Origin of the sequence: Pseudomonas sp. S31 (assembly GCF_016648105.1) — a bacterium.
Lineage (GTDB): Bacteria > Pseudomonadota > Gammaproteobacteria > Pseudomonadales > Pseudomonadaceae > Aquipseudomonas.
In genome coordinates this window covers 51,553-66,650 of sequence record NZ_JACVVE010000007.1, presented here as the reverse complement: position 1 = coordinate 66,650, position 15,098 = coordinate 51,553, and the positions used below count along the sequence as shown (strand labels likewise).

Annotated in this window: 13 protein-coding genes; 6 read left to right on the top strand and 7 right to left on the bottom strand. The window is 64.9% G+C overall.

Features of this window, described 5'->3' with window-relative positions; genetic code table 11:
• Complete coding sequence (locus IAE37_RS07755; protein WP_201171815.1) at positions 1-1,725, top strand: putative 2-aminoethylphosphonate ABC transporter permease subunit; 1,725 nt, start codon at positions 1-3, stop codon at positions 1,723-1,725.
• A 30-nt stretch (positions 1,726-1,755) separates the two neighbouring features.
• Entirely contained in the window at positions 1,756-2,781 is a 1,026-nt protein-coding gene (locus IAE37_RS07750) for a putative 2-aminoethylphosphonate ABC transporter substrate-binding protein (RefSeq protein ID WP_201171812.1), read from the top strand.
• Between the two features lie 39 nt (positions 2,782-2,820).
• Here IAE37_RS07750 and IAE37_RS07745 read toward each other — a convergent pair whose 3' ends face one another.
• Positions 2,821-4,185: a GTPase/DUF3482 domain-containing protein gene (locus IAE37_RS07745; protein ID WP_201171810.1), complete on the bottom strand. Its 1,365-nt coding sequence runs from the start codon at positions 4,183-4,185 to the stop codon at positions 2,821-2,823.
• A complete protein-coding gene (locus tag IAE37_RS07740; protein ID WP_201171808.1) occupies positions 4,178-5,569 on the bottom strand; it encodes a DUF2868 domain-containing protein in 1,392 nt (463 codons plus the stop codon). Before IAE37_RS07740 ends, IAE37_RS07745 begins: the two co-directional genes overlap by 8 nt.
• Before the next feature lie 54 nt (positions 5,570-5,623).
• Here IAE37_RS07740 and IAE37_RS07735 point away from each other — a divergent pair, with 54 nt between their 5' ends.
• The gene (locus IAE37_RS07735; RefSeq protein ID WP_201171806.1) at positions 5,624-6,139 is read left to right on the top strand and encodes a dihydrofolate reductase; all 516 of its coding nucleotides are present in this window, start codon (positions 5,624-5,626) and stop codon (positions 6,137-6,139) included.
• Positions 6,140-6,173: 34 nt separating this feature from the next.
• Here the strand turns inward: IAE37_RS07735 and IAE37_RS07730 are convergent, their stop codons facing one another.
• Positions 6,174-7,565 carry an L-cystine transporter gene (locus IAE37_RS07730; protein ID WP_201171805.1) on the bottom strand — a complete coding sequence of 464 codons (1,392 nt, stop codon included), beginning with the start codon at positions 7,563-7,565 and terminating at the stop codon, positions 6,174-6,176.
• A 242-nt stretch (positions 7,566-7,807) separates the two neighbouring features.
• Between IAE37_RS07730 and IAE37_RS07725 the strand changes: the two genes are divergently transcribed.
• Positions 7,808-8,863 carry a haloacid dehalogenase-like hydrolase gene (locus tag IAE37_RS07725; protein WP_201171799.1) on the top strand — a complete coding sequence of 352 codons (1,056 nt, stop codon included), beginning with the start codon at positions 7,808-7,810 and terminating at the stop codon, positions 8,861-8,863.
• Between the two features lie 161 nt (positions 8,864-9,024).
• On the opposite strand, the gene ilvD is transcribed toward IAE37_RS07725, so the two are convergent.
• On the bottom strand, positions 9,025-10,866 hold the full coding sequence (ilvD, locus tag IAE37_RS07720; RefSeq protein ID WP_201171797.1) for a dihydroxy-acid dehydratase: 1,842 nt from the start codon (positions 10,864-10,866) through the stop codon (positions 9,025-9,027).
• Between the two features lie 272 nt (positions 10,867-11,138).
• Positions 11,139-12,335, bottom strand: a complete 1,197-nt coding sequence (locus IAE37_RS07715) for a class I SAM-dependent rRNA methyltransferase (protein WP_201171794.1) — start codon at positions 12,333-12,335, stop codon at positions 11,139-11,141.
• A gap of 181 nt (positions 12,336-12,516) precedes the next feature.
• Here IAE37_RS07715 and IAE37_RS07710 point away from each other — a divergent pair, with 181 nt between their 5' ends.
• Positions 12,517-13,335, top strand: coding sequence for an HDOD domain-containing protein (locus tag IAE37_RS07710; RefSeq protein WP_201172109.1), 819 nt, complete (start codon positions 12,517-12,519; stop codon positions 13,333-13,335).
• A 3-nt stretch (positions 13,336-13,338) separates the two neighbouring features.
• Entirely contained in the window at positions 13,339-14,151 is an 813-nt protein-coding gene (gene mutM / locus IAE37_RS07705; RefSeq protein WP_201171791.1) for a bifunctional DNA-formamidopyrimidine glycosylase/DNA-(apurinic or apyrimidinic site) lyase, read from the top strand.
• Between the two features lie 42 nt (positions 14,152-14,193).
• On the opposite strand, the gene IAE37_RS07700 is transcribed toward mutM, so the two are convergent.
• Together IAE37_RS07700 and coaD are read right to left on the bottom strand one after the other, a co-directional pair.
• Positions 14,194-14,445 (bottom strand): YfhL family 4Fe-4S dicluster ferredoxin, encoded by a 252-nt coding sequence (locus tag IAE37_RS07700; protein ID WP_016489663.1) that lies wholly within the window; start codon positions 14,443-14,445, stop codon positions 14,194-14,196.
• Between the two features lie 109 nt (positions 14,446-14,554).
• On the bottom strand, positions 14,555-15,034 hold the full coding sequence (gene coaD / locus IAE37_RS07695) for a pantetheine-phosphate adenylyltransferase (RefSeq protein WP_201171788.1): 480 nt from the start codon (positions 15,032-15,034) through the stop codon (positions 14,555-14,557).
• Positions 15,035-15,098 lie beyond the last annotated feature (64 nt).

The following is a 15,098-nucleotide window of genomic DNA, read 5'->3' as shown; positions in this document are numbered from 1 at the left end:
ATGGCCGCGCCAATGACCTTGCCGCTCGGCCAGGCCGCGCGTGCATCGCGTAGTGGTGCCGCCTTGGGCGACCGCCTGTTCGTGATCGGCGGCAAGAGCCTGCTGCTGGTGCTTCTGCTGCTGGCGGTGGTGATGCCGTTGCTGGCGATCTTCTGGCGAGGGTTCAGCGGCGACGCAGGCCAGGGCGGCGGCCTGCTGGCGGCTCGCGAGCTGTTCGCCAGCGCCAACTTCCGTTGGCTGCTGGGCAACAGCCTGTCGGTGGCCTTCACTGTGGCCGCCATCGTGGTGCCGCTGGCCTACCTGTTCGCCTATGCCCTGCAGCGTACGCTGATCCCGGCCAAGGGCCTGTGGCGTGGCATCTCGCTGCTGCCGCTGTTGGCGCCGTCGATGCTCCCGGCGATTGCCCTGGTCTACCTGTTCGGCAACCAGGGCCTGCTGCGCGGCCTGCTCAGCGACAACATCTACGGCTTCTGGGGCATCGTCCTCGGGGAGGCCATCTACACCTTCCCGCATGCGCTGATGATCCTGCTGTCGGCCCTGTCGCTGGCCGATGCGCGGTTGTTCGACGCCGCGTCGAGCATGGGCGCCGGTCCCGGCCGGGCGTTCTTCAGCATCACCTGGCCGGCCACGCGCCAGGCGGTGTTCGCAGCGTTCTGCCTGGTGTTCACCTTGACCATCACCGACTTCGGCGTGCCGGTGGTGGTTGGTGGCGACTACCAGGTGCTGGCACTGGAAGCCTACAAGGCGGTGGTCGGCCAGCAACAGTTCGGTCGGGGCGCGCTGATCGGCATGGTGCTGCTGGTACCCGCGCTGCTGAGCTTTGCCGTCGATGCCTGGCTGCGCCGGCGCCAGGGCGATGCGATGAGTGGCCGCGCCCAGGTGTTCGAGGCCAAGCCATCGCGCTGTCGCGATGCCTGCTTCCTGGCTTTGGTCGTGCTGGTCTGCCTGGTGCTGCTGGGCGTGATCGGCATGGCGGTGTACTCGTCGCTGGTGACCTTCTGGCCATACAACATGACCTTGTCGTTCAGGCACTACCTGTTCGAGGACACCGCTGGCGGCGGCTGGCTGGCGTATCGCAATAGCGTGACCATGGCCATCGGAACCGCGCTGGTCGGCAGTCTGGTGATTTTCACCGGGGCCTACCTGATGGAGAAGACTCAGGGGCAACGCCTGCTCAACCAGCTCCTGCGCCTGCTCAGCTTCATCCCCATGGCGGTGCCTGGCCTGGTGCTGGGCCTGGGCTACGTGTTCTTCTTCAACCTCGCCGGCAACCCGCTGCACGTGTTCTACGGCAGCATGGCGCTCTTGGTGCTGTGCACCATCGCCCACTACCTGACCACCGCGCAGATGACCGCGACCACGGCGCTGCGCCAGCTCGACGGCGAGTTCGAGGCCGCTGCGCTGTCGCTCAAGGCGCCGCTGTACAAGCACTTCGTGCGGGTCACCGTGCCGATCTGCCTGCCGGCGCTGCTGGACATCGTCCGCTACCTGTTCGTCTCGGCGATGACCACCGTCTCCGCGGCGATCTTTCTCTACAGCCCCGACACCATCCTCGCCGCTGTCGCCGTGCTGAACATGGACGATGCCGGCAACGTCGGCGGTGCTGCCGCCATGTCGACGTTGATCCTGTTCACCAGCGCGGCGGCTTCCCTGCTGCTGGCCGCGGCCTCGCGTGGCCTGCTGCGCCGCTCCCAGGCCTGGCGCCAGCGCGCGCCCGGCCATTGACCGACTGCCCACACTGATAGGAAACGCATCATGTTCAAGCCCCTTGCACTTGCCGCTGCCGTATCCGCCGTCTTCAGCCTGCAGGCTTCGGCCGCAGCCACCCAGCTGACCGTGTACACCGCTCTGGAGGCCGAGCAGCTCAAGAGCTACAAGCAGGCCTTCGAAAAGGCCAACCCGGACATCGAGATCAAATGGGTGCGAGATTCCACCGGCATCATCACTGCCAAGCTGCTGGCCGAGAAGGACCGTCCGCAAGCCGACGCGGTCTGGGGCCTTGCTGCTTCCAGCCTGGCCATCCTCGACCAGAACGGCATGCTCGAAACCTATGCGCCCAAGGATCTGGACAAGATCTCGCCGAACTACCGCGACGCCGCCAACCCGCCGGCCTGGGTCGGCATGGACGTGTGGGCCGCGACCATCTGTTTCAACACCATCGAGGCCCAGAAGCAGGGCTTGAGCAAGCCTGTGAGCTGGCAGGACCTGACCAAGCCTGAGTACAAGGGCAAGATCGTCATGCCCAACCCGGCCTCGTCCGGCACCGGCTTCCTCGATGTCAGCGCCTGGCTGCAGACCTTTGGCGAGCCGCAGGGCTGGACCTACATGGACGACCTGCACCAGAACATCGGTCAGTACGTTCATTCCGGTTCCAAGCCGTGCAAGCTGGCGGCATCGGGGGAATTCCCGATCGGCATTTCGTTCGAGTATCCGGCGGTACAGCTCAAGCGCCAAGGCGCGCCGCTGGATATCGTGCTGCCGAAGGAGGGCCTCGGTTGGGAGATCGAGGCGACCGCAGTGATCAAGGGGTCGCCGAAGGCCGATGCAGCCAAGCGCCTGGCGGACTTCTCGGCAAGCCCTGCAGCCATGGAGCTGTACAAGGAGAACTTCGCCGTGCTTGCCGCGCCAGGCATCGCCAAGCCGCAGACCGAGCTGCCGGCCGACTATGAGCAACGCCTGATCAAGAACGACTTCGCCTGGGCCTCGAAAAACCGCGACCAGATTCTGGCCGAATGGCGCAAGCGCTATGACGGCAAGTCGGAGAAAGTGGCGCAGCAGTAATCCTGGCAACGCACGTCCTACACGGGGGCGGGCTGGGGCTCAAATCTGTGTTACCAGCGCTTCCAACTGCTCTTGCCGCTCGGCTTGGTTCACCTTGGCCCCAGGATTGAGCGTCGACCACTGCGGGTGCGCCCGGGCCTTGCCCAGGGCTTCGGGCAGCTTGCCTTCACGCCAGGCTTTTTCCTCCAACGCAGGCAGGCGAATGCTGTCCTGGGCCGCATGTCCACGGCGATCCAGAGCAGCCATCAATTGCTGTTGGCGCAAGGCCAGCAGGCGCAGGACGGTATCATCCACGGTCAGCTCCCGCTGCCCCTTCAGCTTGCCCATCAGTCGCGACCCATAGTTGCGCGCCGTCTGCAGCGCACCACCGGCAATCGCTCCCGCCAGTGCCGCTGCACCGAGCGTCAGGCCGCCAACCAGCAGGTCGACGCCGGCACCGGCAGCAGCCCCGGCCGCCACCCCGCTGCCCAGGCGCACGCCAAGCAGCTTCAGCGTTTCGGGATTGAACAGGTCATCGCCCCAGCGCCCATCCAGCAACGGCAAGTCACCGGCATCAGCGTCCTCGCGGCGGAAGGCGTACAGCTTGAGCAGTGCCTCGACGCAACGCTGCTCGCGTTGCCGCACATCCTGGCGCAAGGCCTCGATCGCCCGGGCTTCAGCCGTTGGCTCGGTTTCTACGCTGCGCCGGCAGGCGGCGCAGTCGAGCAACAGTTCGGCGATCAGCCGCTTGCCACTCTGCTGGCGCGTCAGGCGCTGGGCCTGCTGGTCGTCGATCAAACGTTGCAGGGCCGGGCGGGCATCCTCCAGCAGCAGTGCCAGGCTCTCGTACAGGCGCCGTTCACCATCCTCTGGAGGGGCTACGCTGTCGAATCGCACCAGCGCGTGAAGCCCAAGCCGGGCAAGGGCTTCACGCCATTCGGGTTCTCGATGCTGGCTGCTGGCGACGAAGTTGAGCACCGGCAACAGCGGCTTGCCGCAACTGGCCAGCACTTCCAGTTCGTCTCGGTACTTGGCCAGTACTGGTTCGCGGACATCGATCACATACAGGCCGGCATCGCTGGCCAGCAATTGGCGCAGTACCTTGGCTTCCTGTTCGAAGCGCTGGCGGGCCTCGCTGCCCTGCAGGAAGCGCGCGAGGCGTGCCGGCCCGTCCAGACGTTCGCCGGGGCGCTCGAGGCGCTCGAGGTAGTCGAGCAGGGCGATGGCGTCTTCCAGGCCTGGGGTGTCGTAGAGTTCGAGCAGCGGCTCATCGTCCACCGACAACCGCGCGCCTTCGACGTGGCGGGTGGTGCTGGGCCGGTGAGAAACCTCGCCAAAACCGGTGTCGCGGGTCAGGGTGCGTAATAGCGAGGTCTTGCCGACGTTGGTGTGGCCGACCACGGCCAGTTTCAGCGGCTCAGTCATGGCCATGCTCCAGCCAGGTCAGGGGCGAGGTGTCGGCTTGGGGCAGGCCGAGGCGGTCGAGGGCTTCATGCCAGTCGCCCAGGCGTTGCGCGTCGAGGGCCTGGCCGGGCTCGGCCTGGAGCAACCAGATGCGCGTGGCGCCAGCGTAGCGGGCCAGCTCAGCGAGCAGCGCCAGGCTGCCGCGGTCGGGCGAGCGGCGAGGGTCGCAGGCGATGGCCAGACGTGCCGGCGGAAAACGGCTGAGCTGTTCGAGCAGGCGGTTGCGCGACTCGCGGCTATCGAGTACGCCGGCGTCGGTCACCGTCTTCGGCAGCCTGGGGGGCCAGGGGCGCTGGTCGTCCAATTCCAGGCCGACCAGCAGGGCGCCACTGCTGCCGCTTTCCAGTTGGCCGGCCTGGAACTGCGGCAGGCTGTCGGGGGCGACGTCCTGTACGCCGATACGTTCGCTGCGTGGCATCAGTGCCTCGCGCAACTGCGCATAGCCCGGCAGGCTCAGGTCCAGGGTCAGGCGTTCGCGGCCTTGGCGCCAGCGCCACAGGCACAGGCCGGCCAGCAGCAGGCGTGGCAGCAGACCGTACACCAGGACCACGCCGAGCAGCCAGCTGGCCCAGGCCTGGCGGGCGCTGTCCAAGGCAGGCAAGGCCGCGCCGCTGGTGCGGATCATGGTTTCGTCCGGCACGGCGAAGCCCAGCAACGCGGGCAGGGCGCCCAGGGCCTGGGTCAGGTGGATGAACGGTTCATCCGCCAACAAAGTGGTTTCCCAGACGAAGCCATAGCGCCGCGTGGCCAGCAAGGCCAGGAGCATGGCCAATGCCGCCAGCATCGCCAGCAGCCACAGGCCATGTACCAGCACGCCCAGCAGCCAGCGGTTGAGGCGCTGGCGCTGCAGCAGCACCAGCAGCGCGGGGGCCAGGTGAGCGGCCTTGGCGTCGCGGGCAAAGCGTTCGCTCAGCCACAGCCACAGGCGCCCGAGGCTGGCGCCATGCTCGCCGCTGAGCGCGAGACCCAGGGCCCAGCCCAGCAGCATCAGCAGGTTCAGCCCCAGCAGGCTGCCCAGGGCCCAGAACACGTTGACCGGCCGTTGGCCATCGCCCAGGGCGGCGAAGGCCAACCCGGCGCCACTGAGCACGGCGAGCAGCGCCAGGGCCAGCAATGCCAGGCGCGCGCCCTGCTTCCAGCGGCGCAGGGCCGCGCCCATACCGTCGCGCTCGGCCAGGAACAGTGCCCGGGTTTCGATGCGCGAGGCCAGGTCGCCGCCCTGCTGGCGGGCGTGGCGGTTGGCTTCCTGGTCTTCCAGGGGGCCGGCGTGTTCCTCGCGTAGGCGCACCGCTTCGGTGAGCCAACGTTTATCCAGTGAAGTGGGTGCAGTCACAAGCTCTTCCATTACACGGTTCAGGGCAGAAGCATAACCCACGCGCCGGGTGCTATCCTCGCCGGCATGAATACATCACTCCCCCTCAGCCTGATCGCGGCGTATGCCGAGAACCGCGTGATCGGCATCGACAACTCCATGCCCTGGCACCTGCCGGGGGATTTCAAGTATTTCAAGGCCACCACCTTGGGCAAGCCGATCATCATGGGCCGCAAGACCTGGGATTCGCTGGGGCGGCCGTTGCCGGGGCGCCTGAACATCGTCGTCAGCCGCCAGCCAGGGCTGGAGCTGGCCGGCGCCGAGGTGTTCGCTTCGCTGGAGGCGGCGCTGGTGCGAGCCGAGCAGTGGGCGCGCGAGCAGGGCGTTGCTGAGCTGATGCTGATCGGTGGCGCGCAGTTGTACGCGCAGGCCTTGGAGAAGGGCTTGGTGAGCCGGATGTACCTGACCCGGGTGGAGCTGGAGCCGGAGGGGGATGCGTGGTTCCCGGCGTTCGATGAGGCGCAATGGCAGCGGGTGTCGAGCGCGGCGCAGGTCGAAGATGGCAAGCCGGCGTATCACTTCGAGGTGTGGGACAGGATCTAAGACTTCAGGGGCGCAAAGCGCCCCCGGGTATCGATCAGGAGTGCTTCAGCTCGGCATGCTCATCGCCGCCCAGCACATCCCTGTCGGTCTCTTTCAGCAACTGGCTGGTCACCACGCCCGCCGTCATCGAGCCGTTCACGTTCAACGCCGTGCGGCCCATGTCGATCAATGGCTCCACCGAAATCAGCAGCGCCACCAGCTCGACCGGCAGGCCCATGGCCGGCAGCACGATCAGGGCGGCGAAAGTGGCGCCACCGCCGACCCCAGCCACGCCGGCCGAACTCAGGGTGACGATGGCCACCAGGGTGGCGATCCACAGCGGGTCGAAGGTGTCGATGCCCACGGTCGGGGCGACCATCACTGCCAGCATCGCCGGATACAGCCCGGCGCAGCCGTTCTGGCCGATGGTGGTGCCGAACGAAGCGCTGAAGCTGGCGATGGACTGCGGCACGCCCAGGCGGCGGGTCTGCGCCTCGATATTCAGCGGAATACTGGCGGCGCTGGAGCGGCTGGTGAAGGCGAAGGTCAGTACCGGCCAGACCTTGCGCAGGAAGCGCAGTGGATTGACCCCGGTCGCCGCCTGGATGATGCCGTGCACCACGAACATCAGGCCAAGCCCGATGTAGGACACCACGACGAAACTGCCGAGCTTCAGGATGTCTTCCATGTTCGAGCTGGCGACCACCTTGGTCATCAACGCCAGCACGCCATAGGGCGTGAGCCGCATGACCACCCGCACCAGGCGCATGACCCAGGCCTGCAGGGTGTCGATGGCCGAGAGCGCGCGCTCGCCCTGGGCGGCGTCATCCTTGATCAACTGCAGCGCGGCCAGGCCGACGAACACGGCGAAGATCACCACGGCGATGATCGAGGTGGGGCGCGCCCGGGCCAGGTCGCCGATCGGATTGCTGGGGATGAACGACAGCAGCAGTTGCGGAACGTTGAGGTCGGCGACCTTGCCGGCATAGTCGCTGTGGATGGCCTGCAGGCGGGCATGTTCCTGTACCCCGGCCACCAGCCCCTCGGCGCTCAGGCCGAACAGGTTGGTCAGGGTGATGCCGATCAGCGCGGCGATGGCCGTGGTCAGCAGCAGCGTGCCGATGCTCAGCACGCTGATGCGGCCGAGCATCGAAGCATTGTGCAAGCGCGCCACGGCGCTGAGGATCGAGGCGAAGATCAGTGGCATGACGATCATCTGCAGCAGGCCGACATAGCCGTTGCCTACCAGGTCCAGCCAGCCGATGGTGGCCTTGAGCACCGGGTGCCCGGCGCCGTAGATCGTGTGCAGGACCAGGCCGAAGATCACGCCCAGCACCAGGCCGAGCAAGACCTTCTTGGCCAGGCTCCAGTCGGTGCGGCGGGTTTGTGCCAAGCCCAGCAGCAGGGCCAGGAACGCCAGCAGGTTGAGAGACAGCGGCAGGTTCATTGAAGCTCCAGGGAAAAACAGAAGGGGCGTCGCTTCTGTGAGCGATTGCGAACGGAAATGCTAACAGTCTGAAAACGAACGAATTTATACCTAAATGGAATTTGCTTAGTCACTTATGGAATAACACTGTGTCGCAGATTGCTATGAACGCGCCGTTTGCAGCTGTCTGGAGGTCGTTATGGGGGCTTGCCGACGAAGATTGTTGCACTAGCGTTTCTGGGTCATTTCAGGAGATTTCGTACATGAGAGTTACTGTGAAAGCCGCCGCCATCGGCCTGTCCCTGTTGTTCAGTATCGAAACCTTCGCCACCGAGCTCAAGCATTGGCCTGCTGACGCGGCCAAACAGCTCGACAGCATGATCGCCGCCAATGCCAACAAGGGTAACTACGCGGTGTTCGACATGGACAACACCAGTTATCGCTACGACCTCGAAGAAGCCTTGCTGCCGTTCATGGAAAACAAAGGGCTGCTGAGCCGCGAAAAAATCGACCCTTCGTTGAAACTGATACCGTTCAAGGACACCGCCGAGCACAAGGAAAGCCTGTTCAGCTACTACTACCGGTTGTGCGAGATCGACGACATGGTCTGCTATCCGTGGGTGGCCCAGGTATTTTCCGGCTTCACCCTCAAGGAGCTGAAGGTGCAGGTGGATGAGCTGATGGCTTCGACCAAGCCGATCCCCAGCACTTATTACGAAAACGAGCAGGTCAAGGCCATCGAGGTACAGCCGCCCAAGGTGTTCAGGGGCCAGGCCGAGCTGTACAACAAGCTGATGGAAAACGGCATCGAGGTCTACGTGATTTCTGCCGCCTCCGAAGAGCTGGTGCGCATGGTCGCCTCGGACCCCAAGTACGGCTACAACGTGAAGCCGCAGAACGTGATTGGCGTGAGTCTGTTGCTCAAGGACCGCGCCAGCGGTCAGCTGACTACCGCGCGCAAGCAGATCAGCGCCGGGCACTACGATGCCAGGGCAAACGAAGGGCTGGAGCTGACCCCGTACCTGTGGACCCCGGCCACCTGGATGGCCGGCAAGCAGGCGGCGATACTGACCTATATCGATGAGTGGAAGAAACCGGTGCTGGTGGGCGGCGATACCCCGACCAGTGACGGTTACATGCAGTTTCATGGGGTGGATGTGGGCAAGGGCGGCATCCACCTGTGGATAAACCGCAAGGCCAAGTACATGGACCAGTTGAATGGGATGATTGCCAAGAACGCGGCGGCGCAGGCCAAGGAAGGGTTGCCGGTGACGGCGGACAAGAACTGGGTGATCGTGACGCCGGAGCAGATTCAGTAGTTGTTATGTCGCCTGCGCCGGTTTTTTCGCGGGTCAACCCGCTCCTGCAACGAATTGCGTACCGATGTAGGAGCGGGTTTACCCGCGAAGGGGCCGGACCAGGCATAAAAAACCGGCGCTCAAGGCGCCGGTTCTTCTTTCACACACACACACAAAGCGTCTTACAGCCCTTCGAGCATCGCCTTGTTACGCACGGCACCTTTGTCGGCACTGGTCGCCAGCAGGGCGTAGGCCTTCAGCGCGGTGGTCACCTTGCGCGGGCGGACTTCGGCAGGCTTCCAGCCTTTCTTGTCCTGCTCGATGCGGCGGTGGGCCAGTTCTTCGTCGCTGACCAACAGGTTGATCGAACGGTTGGGGATGTCGATCAGCACCTTGTCGCCATCGCGCACCAGGCCGATAGCGCCGCCAGCAGCGGCTTCCGGCGAGGCGTGGCCGATCGACAGGCCCGAAGTACCGCCCGAGAAGCGGCCATCGGTGAGCAGGGCGCAGGCCTTGCCCAGGCCCTTGGATTTCAGGTACGAGGTCGGGTAGAGCATTTCTTGCATGCCCGGGCCGCCTTTCGGACCTTCGTAGCGGATGATGACGATGTCGCCGGCCTTCACTTCGTCGGCGAGGATGCCGCGCACGGCGCTGTCCTGGCTTTCGAAGATCTTCGCGGTGCCTTCGAACACCAGGATCGACTCGTCGACGCCGGCGGTTTTCACCACGCAGCCATCGAGGGCGATGTTGCCGTACAGCACGGCCAGGCCGCCCTCTTGCGAGTAGGCGTGCTCGACGCTGCGGATGCAGCCGTTCTCACGGTCGTCGTCGAGCGATTCCCAGCGGGTCGATTGGCTGAAGGCGGTCTGGGTCGGGATGCCGGCCGGGCCTGCCTTGAAAAAGGTGTGCACGGCTTCGTCGTCGGTCTGGGTGATGTCCCATTTGGCGATGGCTTCTTCCATGCTGCGGCTGTGCACGGTCGGCAGGTCGGTATGCAGCAGGCCGCCACGGGCCAGCGAGCCGAGGATGCTGAAGATGCCGCCGGCGCGGTGGACGTCTTCCATGTGGTACTTCTGGATGTTCGGCGCCACCTTGCACAGCTGCGGCACCTTGCGCGACAGGCGATCGATATCGCGCAGGTCGAAGGCGACCTCGCCTTCCTGGGCTGCGGCCAGCAGGTGCAGGATGGTGTTGGTCGAACCGCCCATGGCGATGTCGAGCATCATGGCGTTCTCGAACGCCTTGAAGTTGGCGATGCTGCGCGGCAGTACCGAGTCGTCGTTCTCACCGTAGTAGCGCTTGCACATCTCGACGATGGTGCGCCCGGCAGTGAGGAACAGCTGTTCACGGTCGGCGTGGGTGGCCAGGGTGGAACCGTTGCCCGGCAGGGCCAGGCCCAGGGCTTCGGTCAGGCAGTTCATCGAGTTGGCGGTGAACATGCCAGAGCACGAACCGCAGGTCGGACAGGCGCTGCGCTCGTACTCGGCGACCTTCTCGTCGGAGGCCGAGGTGTCGGCGGCGATGACCATGGCGTCGACCAGGTCCAGGCCATGGCTGGCCAGCTTGGTCTTGCCGGCTTCCATCGGACCGCCGGAAACGAAGATCACCGGGATGTTCAGGCGCAGGGCGGCCATCAGCATGCCGGGGGTGATCTTGTCGCAGTTGGAGATGCAGACGATGGCGTCGGCGCAGTGCGCGTTGACCATGTATTCCACGGCATCGGCGATGATCTCGCGGCTGGGCAGCGAGTACAGCATGCCGTCGTGGCCCATGGCGATGCCGTCGTCGACGGCGATGGTGTTGAATTCCTTGGCCACGCCACCGGCGCGTTCGATCTCGCGGGCGACCAGCTGGCCCAGGTCCTTCAGGTGCACGTGGCCCGGGACGAACTGGGTGAACGAGTTGGCGATGGCGATGATCGGTTTCTTGAAGTCTTCGTCCTTCATCCCGGTGGCGCGCCACAGGGCGCGGGCACCGGCCATGTTGCGGCCTTGGGTGGAAGTCTTGGAACGATAATCAGGCATGGAACACTCCTGGCGGCTTAATCAGGTCACGAATAGGGGAGTGAGCTTCTCTTGTCCTTTTGCGCCGCAGGCCGGTTGCCACTGGCACGGATGGGGCCGAAGACACTGCGGGATCGCCGCGTGCTTGGCCAGAGCTCATAAACCCGCCGGGGATGACTGGCGATGAATAGGCCGATTCTACACCGCTGGCGCGGTGAAGGAATGCAGATGTGGATGGTTGGCGGGGTGATTGCGGCAGGAAAGGGCCGCGGGGCGGCCCTTTTTGGCAGATATCAGCTGTTTGGCAGCAAGCGGCAGGTGATGCTCTTGATGTAGCGGGTCTCGGCGATGGCCGGGTGCACCGGGTGGTCCGGGCCCTGGCCGCCGCGTTCGAGCAGCTGCAGATTGCGGTCCAGGTGGCGGGCGCTGGTCAGCAGAATGTTGTGCAGGTCGTCCTCGGGCAGGTGCATCGAGCACGAGGCGCTGACCAGGATGCCGTCCTTGTTCAGCATGCGCATGGCCTGTTCGTTGAGGCGGCGGTAGGCCGCTTCGCCGTTTTTCAGGTCCTTCTTGCGCTTGATGAAGGCGGGTGGGTCGGCAATGATCACGTCGAAGCGCTCTTCGGCGGCCTTGAGTTCGCGCAGGGCCTCGAATACATCGCCTTCGATGCAGGTGAGTTTCTCGCTGATGCCGTTCAGGGCGGCGTTGCGCTCGACGCCATCCAGGGCGAAGCCGGATGCATCGACGCAGAACACTTCACTGGCGCCGAACGCGCCGGCCTGCACGCCCCAGCCACCGATGTAGCTGAACAGGTCGAGTACGCGCTTGCCCTTGACGTAGGGCGCCAGGCGCGCACGGTTCATGCGGTGGTCGTAGAACCAGCCGGTTTTCTGCCCCTCACGCACCGGGGCTTCGAACCTGACGCCGTTCTCTTCCAGTGCGACCCAGTCCGGGACCTCGCCGTAGACGGTCTCTACGTAACGCTGGAGGCCTTCGGCATCACGGGCGGCAGAGTCGTTCTTGAACAGGATGCCGCTGGGCTTGAGCACCTGCACCAGGGCGGCGATCACGTCGTCCTTGCGGGCTTCCATGGTGGCCGAGGCCAGCTGCACCACGAGGATGTCGAAGAAGCGGTCGACCACCAGGCCCGGGAGCAGGTCGGAGTCGCCGTACACCAGGCGGTAGCAAGGCTGGTCGAACAGACGCTCACGCAGCGACAGGGCGACGTTCAGGCGGTGCACCAGCAACGATTTGTCCAGCGGCAGCTTGATGTCGCGCGAAAGCAGACGGGCGCAGATGAGGTTGTTCGGGCTCAGTGCGACGATGCCCAGGGGCTTGCCGCTGGCAGTTTCGAGAACAGCCTGCTGGCCGGCCTGCAGGCCTTGCAGCGGGGTGCTGGCAACGTCGACTTCGTTGCTGTAGACCCACAGGTGGCCGGCGCGTAAGCGGCGGTCGGCATTGGCTTTGAGGCGAAGGCTGGGCAGGGACATGACGTCGCTCCGGGAAAAAGAGCGGGATTATAGCCTGTCACCTGCCTGTGCTCCCACAGTGATTCATGGGTTGGTCGCTCGGTGGTCAAGGGGAGTAGAATTCCCCGTCCTCCACGAGTGTGTACGCATGTCCCAAGAACTCAGCGCCGAACAGATCCAGCACGCCTTGCAAGGCATCACCATCCCGCCGCAACCGCAGATCATGGTCGATCTGCAGTTCGAGCAGTACATGCCCGACCCAGACCTGGAAACCATCGCCAAGCTGATTTCCCAGGATCCCGGGCTCGCCGGCGCCTTGCTCAAGCTGGTCAATTCGCCGCATTTCGGCCTTTCCAACAAGATTGGTTCGATCCAGCGCGCGGTGAACCTGCTGGGCAGCCGCTCGATCATCAACCTGATCAACGCCCAGTCGATCAAGGGCGAGATGAGCGACGAGACCATCGTCACCCTCAACCGTTTCTGGGATACCGCCCAGGACGTGGCCATGACCTGCCTGACCCTGGCCAAGCGTACCGGCATCCAGCCCGCAGACGAAGCCTACACCCTCGGCCTGTTCCACGACTGCGGCGTGCCGCTGATGCTCAAGCGCTTCCCCGAGTACATGGGGGTGCTGGAAGAGGCCTACGCCAAGGCCGATGCGCAGACCCGCGTGGTCGACACCGAGAACCGTGCGTTCAACACCAATCACTCGGTGGTGGGCTACTTCACCGCCAAGTCCTGGCGCCTACCCGAACACATCAGTGCAGCGATCGCCAACCACCACAACGCCCTGGCGGTGTTCCGCGAAGAGACCTCGCGCAATACCCAGACCCAACTGAAGAACCTGCTGGCGGTGCTGAAGATGGCCGAGCACATCTGCGCCTCCTATCGGGTGCTGGGCAACCAGGCGATCGATCACGAGTGGGCAGCGGTCGGCCCGCTGGTGCTGGACTATATCGGGCTGACGGACTACGACTTCGATCAGCTCAAGCAGAACATTCGCGAGTTGGGAGGGCACTGAGCCATGCCAGAGTTGCCAGAGGTCGAGACCACCCGGCGCGGGATCGCCCCGCACCTGGAAGGCCAGCGGGTCAGCCGCGTGGTGGTGCGCGACCGGCGCCTGCGCTGGCCGATCCCCGAAGACCTGGATGTGCGCCTGTCGGGCCAGCGCATCGTCACCGTGCAGCGGCGGGCCAAGTACCTGCTGATCAATGCCGAGGTCGGCACGCTGATCAGCCACCTGGGCATGTCGGGCAACCTGCGCCTGGTCGAGGTGGGGCTGCCGGCGGCCAAGCACGAGCACGTCGATATCGAGCTGGAGTCAGGGCTCATGCTGCGCTACACCGACCCACGCCGCTTCGGCGCCATGCTCTGGAGCCTCGACCCGCTGAACCATGAACTGCTGCTGCGCCTGGGCCCGGAGCCGCTGACCGAGCTGTTCGACGGCGAGCGCTTGTTCCAGCTGTCACGCGGGCGCTCGATGGCGGTCAAACCATTCATCATGGACAACGCGGTGGTGGTCGGGGTGGGCAACATCTACGCGACCGAGGCGTTGTTCGCTGCTGGCATCGACCCACGCCGGGAAGCCGGCGGCATCTCGCGTGCGCGCTACCTGAAGCTGGCGATCGAGATCAAGCGGGTGTTGGCGGCGGCGATCGAGCAGGGCGGTACCACCCTGCGCGACTTCATCGGCGGGGACGGGCAGCCGGGCTACTTCCAGCAGGAGCTGTTCGTGTACGGGCGCGGAGGGATGCCCTGCAAGCTGTGCGGCACGACCTTGCGCGAGGTGAAGCTGGGGCAGCGAGCCAGCGTGTTCTGCCCGCGCTGCCAGCGCTGAGGCTGGCCGCTCCTACAACAAGCACAGTGCTGGCTTTGGGGCTCAGTCCTTGCCGGTGATACGCCGGTACTTGGCCATCAGCTGTTCTTCGGTTTCCGGGTGCGCTTCATCCAGCGGGATGCAGTCGACCGGGCAGACCTGCTGGCACTGCGGCTCGTCGTAGTGGCCCACGCACTGGGTGCACAGGTTGGGGTCGATCACGTAGATCTCTTCGCCTTGGGAGATGGCCTCGTTCGGGCACTCGGGTTCGCAGACGTCGCAGTTGATGCAATCGTCGGTGATGATCAAAGACATGGGGGCTCCGGCCTGGGCATTGGGCCCGGGCATGTTCAAACGCAATGGGCACAATTGTGCCGCATTCGCGCCCGCAGTGCACGCGGGCGCGATGGACAGGCGATCAGGCCTACTTCTTGAAGCGCTCGGTCAGCGCGTCGGCCACCGCCGGGTGGACGAACTTGGTGATGTCGCCGCCCAATGCCGCAATCTCCCGGACCAGGGTCGAGGAAATGAACGAATAACGCTCCGAGGGCGTCAGGAAAAGGCTCTCGACTTCCGGCGCCAGCTGCCGGTTCATGTTCGCCAGCTGGAATTCGTACTCGAAGTCGGACACCGCGCGCAGGCCGCGCAGGAACACGTTGGCGCCTTGTTCCTTGGCGAAGTGCGCCAGCAGCGAGGAGAAGCCGATGACCTCGACATTGGGCAGGTGCTTGGTGACCTCACGCGCCAGCGCTACCCGTTGCTCCAGGGGGAACAGGGGGTTTTTCTTCGGGCTGGCCGCCACCGCGATGATCACGTGGTCGAACAGCCGCGAAGCGCGCTCGACCAGGTCGCCATGGCCTTTGGTAATGGGGTCGAAGGTACCTGGGTACAACACTCGGTTCATCGCGTCATCCTGGCTGGAGTGCGTCGGGAGTCGGATGGTAGCGCAGCGAATGCGCTGCGGCCAA

Excerpts from the sequence above, each read along its gene's own strand:
- IAE37_RS07755 (WP_201171815.1), top strand. The coding sequence starts at position 1 with ATGGCCGCGCCAATGACCTTGCCGCTCGGCCAGGCCGCGCGTGCATCG.
- IAE37_RS07750 (WP_201171812.1), top strand. The coding sequence starts at position 1,756 with ATGTTCAAGCCCCTTGCACTTGCCGCTGCCGTATCCGCCGTCTTCAGC.
- IAE37_RS07700 (WP_016489663.1), bottom strand. The coding sequence starts at position 14,445 with ATGTCTTTGATCATCACCGACGATTGCATCAACTGCGACGTCTGCGAA.
- ilvD (WP_201171797.1), bottom strand. The coding sequence starts at position 10,866 with ATGCCTGATTATCGTTCCAAGACTTCCACCCAAGGCCGCAACATGGCC.
- IAE37_RS07715 (WP_201171794.1), bottom strand. The coding sequence starts at position 12,335 with ATGTCCCTGCCCAGCCTTCGCCTCAAAGCCAATGCCGACCGCCGCTTA.
- IAE37_RS07740 (WP_201171808.1), bottom strand. The coding sequence starts at position 5,569 with ATGGAAGAGCTTGTGACTGCACCCACTTCACTGGATAAACGTTGGCTC.
- coaD (WP_201171788.1), bottom strand. The coding sequence starts at position 15,034 with ATGAACCGAGTGTTGTACCCAGGTACCTTCGACCCCATTACCAAAGGC.
- IAE37_RS07735 (WP_201171806.1), top strand. The coding sequence starts at position 5,624 with ATGAATACATCACTCCCCCTCAGCCTGATCGCGGCGTATGCCGAGAAC.
- mutM (WP_201171791.1), top strand. The coding sequence starts at position 13,339 with ATGCCAGAGTTGCCAGAGGTCGAGACCACCCGGCGCGGGATCGCCCCG.
- IAE37_RS07725 (WP_201171799.1), top strand. The coding sequence starts at position 7,808 with ATGAGAGTTACTGTGAAAGCCGCCGCCATCGGCCTGTCCCTGTTGTTC.
- IAE37_RS07730 (WP_201171805.1), bottom strand. The coding sequence starts at position 7,565 with ATGAACCTGCCGCTGTCTCTCAACCTGCTGGCGTTCCTGGCCCTGCTG.
- IAE37_RS07745 (WP_201171810.1), bottom strand. The coding sequence starts at position 4,185 with ATGACTGAGCCGCTGAAACTGGCCGTGGTCGGCCACACCAACGTCGGC.